The sequence below is a fragment of the Bradyrhizobium sp. LeoB3 genome, from assembly GCF_055456055.1.
This window is the reverse complement of record NZ_JBVBEF010000259.1, coordinates 1-2,121: the sequence shown is the minus strand read 5'-3', so window position 1 is coordinate 2,121 and position 2,121 is coordinate 1. Positions and strand designations below refer to the sequence as shown.

Here is a 2,121-nt window from a genome sequence, read left to right as displayed (position 1 = left end):
CAGCATTCACCTCTGAAGAATGCGCGAACTATCTCGAAAATTCAGGTTATCGAACCTAATGCCATCACGCTTTAGCACGGGAAAAACTGACTGATCGACGTCAGCAGGACTGAAAGTCCGGTGACTCCAGCCGCCCATTGATTGAGGTTCGAGGCTGCGCGCCATTTTCGATAAAAGGGCATATCAGGGCTAGGAACTACGCCATAGCCGCTGCTGACCCCCGGCGCGGGCTGGACACGGCTTGCTAAAAACCAAAGCACAGCAGCCACCAGTCCCAAGATACCTGCCGCAATCTGAAGGAATTTCGACATCTCGCTCTCCGCTATGATCCTGCTGCGCATCTGGTGGCTTGTGGCAGGGGCTCGGCAAACCGATGGGTGTGGTTATCCCCGCATTTTCCGCCGCTGATGCGCCTTTACCTCGCCCGGTGTCTGGTAGCGGCGACTCCGGAATAACGCACGGCGGGAGGGCCAATCGATCCTCGCTCTGCTACGATCACCGCATGACGACCTACCCGCAGAAACTCACCTTCGCCGAACTACGCGCGGAAGGCGTTCGCGACGTGCTGATCTATTGCCGCGACCACCGATGCAGCCATCACGTCGGAGATCAGCGGCGACCGCCTGGGCGGATGACCTGCGGCTCTCTGCACATACAAATTAAAAAAAGTCGTGATAAATCTCGCATCACCTCTGGAGGGCTGGATGACGATCACGAAGGAAGACCTGCAAGCCGCGCTGGCGTATCTCGCCGAACGCTTCCCGCAAACTTTCGTGCTGGAGCGACACCAGCCGCATCGGCCGTTGAAGGTCGGGATCGCCGACGATCTCGTGGCCCGGAGCTCGACCGGAGCAAGCTCGGTATGGTGCTGGGCACCTACGTCCGGCGCGTGATGTATCGGAAGGGTATGGTCGCGGGCGCGGCCCGGCTAGATCTCGACGGCAATGCGTGCGGCGAAGTGAGCGCCAGGGATGCGGAGCACGCCGCGGAGGGTTTGGCGGAGATCCTGGCGTCGCGTCGGGCCAAGCAAGCCGCGGCCAAGGCGGCCAAGCGAGCGGAACGGATCGCAAGGCATCAGGCGGTCCCGACGCCTCCGACCGCGACGCCTCCAGCCGCAAGCCCGCTGAAGGACAAGCCCGTGCTGCGCCTGCCAGCGTTCCGTCAAAAGTGCGGATGAATTCCCGGCCGGTGACGTGCTGGTCTATTGCCGCGGCCACCGATGCAGCCATTCGGTCGAGATCACCTCCTCAGTCAACTGAGAGAACCGCAATCGCCGCCATGATCGCCGAGACGAGGCCCGCCATGATGACGAGCGTGGTAAACAGGCGGTCCTGCATGGCGCTAGCCACTCCCCCGCGCGACAACGTGGCCGCCCCGGCGCGATCGTGGGGTCGACGCCGGGGCGCGCTCCCTCTCAACCGACCGGGGTAAAGGGGGCTGGGGTAGCGAGAGGTCGCGCGATAGAAAAGCACAACTTCAGCGCGGAGGTCAGTGCACTTTGTGCCGCAACCAACTCAAATTTCTGCGCCCTTCGGTTACATAGTGCACTGACGCGCGGCATCGAGCGTGCCTGTCTCGGTCGGCGATCTCTCGGCCGATCACCGGGGCCTCCATAGGTGAGCCGGGAGGAAGCGACGCCCCGGCGCAGGTTCCGGTGACCGGCGCCGGGGCGGTCAACCCCCCGCGAGGATGGAATTGAGCAGCACGCGGCTGATAGTGGCACGCAAGATCCTTGCCGAGCACGGGCCGATGACAGCAGAAGCCATGGTTCGGGAAATGCTGAAACTCGGCCATGACGTCTCCGTTCACGAAACGCTGCCCGGCAAAGTCTCTGCGCTTCTGATAAGTCTGTGGCGGCTGGAAAAAGCCGGCATGGTCGCGCGTGACGGCAATGGCAATTCCGCGCTGTGGCGGATCAAGACATCACAAACGCAACCACCACACTCGCAAGCGTCATGACGACCCGACTTGCTATAGTCGCATCGGCAGCACCAATTGGATCGCGGGCGGCTCACCATAGCGGCCGATGAGCGCTGCCAGTTGGTCCGGGATCTCGCCGCGCTCGGCGCACCGCTGGCTCAGCTCGATGGCGATCTCTCCGAGGTCAAGCAGCACCGCCTC

At 62.6% G+C, this 2,121-nt stretch carries 2 protein-coding genes and 1 pseudogene; 2 read left to right on the top strand and 1 reads right to left on the bottom strand.

Translation table 11 applies throughout. The features are described from left to right. Nucleotides 1-71: 71 nt before the first annotated feature. Nucleotides 72-311, bottom strand: coding sequence for a hypothetical protein (locus tag ACZXDY_RS45645; protein WP_464349978.1), 240 nt, complete (start codon nucleotides 309-311; stop codon nucleotides 72-74). A gap of 393 nt (nucleotides 312-704) precedes the next feature. On the opposite strand from ACZXDY_RS45645, the pseudogene ACZXDY_RS45640 reads away from it, so the two are divergent. Beyond that, nucleotides 705-1,177 (top strand): annotated as a pseudogene (locus ACZXDY_RS45640) (ProQ/FINO family protein). A 518-nt stretch (nucleotides 1,178-1,695) separates the two neighbouring features. After that, nucleotides 1,696-1,959, top strand: a complete 264-nt coding sequence (locus ACZXDY_RS45635) for a hypothetical protein (protein ID WP_464349977.1) — start codon at nucleotides 1,696-1,698, stop codon at nucleotides 1,957-1,959. The last annotated feature ends 162 nt before the right edge of the window (nucleotides 1,960-2,121 follow it).